Here is a 666-nt window from a genome sequence, read left to right on the forward strand (position 1 = left end):
GCGAGACCGCCAGGGGTGCCTCCACGATCAGCCAGCAAACCGCCAAGAACCTGTTCCTCTGGGATGGGCGGAGCTGGCTGCGCAAGGGGCTAGAGGCCTGGTACACGCTGCAGCTTGAGCTCCTCTGGCCGAAGCGGCGGATCATCGAGGTCTATCTCAACATCGCCGAGATGGGGCCGGGCGTGTATGGCGCGGCCGCCGCGGCGCGCCACTGGTTCGGCAAGGATCTCGCCGCTATGTCACGTCTGGAGCTGGCGCGGCTCATCGCGATCCTGCCAGCCCCACGGAGCTGGCGGGCCGAGCCGGCAAGTGCGAACCTGCGTGCGCGGGCCCGGCAGATTGACGCGCGCGCCCGAGCCTTGGGAGAGCTCGACGCATGCGTGCGCTGATCCTGGTCCTCGCCATCCTCCTGGCAGGGGCCGGCCCGGCCGGTGCCGTGACCCCGCAGCGCGTGGAAGGGCTGGCACTGGTCAATGAGGACGGCAGCCTGTCGATCGGCGGTACCCAGGTGCGGCTGACCGGCATCCTGATCCCCAGGCTCGGCACGCTCTGCATCGAGGACTATCGCGGCACCAGTTGCTCCGACTTCAACGTCCGCCGCCGCCTGGAGCGCAAGATCAGCGGCTTCGTCCATTGCGACCTTTATGGCCGGGGTCCGGACGGCGT

At 69.1% G+C, this 666-nt stretch carries 2 protein-coding genes; both read left to right on the forward strand.

The window, feature by feature from the left end; all coding sequences use genetic code 11:
• Positions 1-389, forward strand: a 389-nt coding sequence (locus EQG76_RS10265) for a transglycosylase domain-containing protein (RefSeq protein WP_200840714.1), incomplete at its 5' end; no start/stop codon positions are given.
• Positions 377-666 (forward strand): hypothetical protein (locus EQG76_RS10270; protein WP_200840715.1); only part of this gene is annotated, 290 nt, incomplete at its 3' end. The genes EQG76_RS10265 and EQG76_RS10270, both read left to right, overlap by 13 nt.

This window comes from Geminicoccus flavidas (assembly GCF_009806515.1).
Taxonomy (GTDB): Bacteria; Pseudomonadota; Alphaproteobacteria; order Geminicoccales; family Geminicoccaceae; genus Geminicoccus; species Geminicoccus flavidus.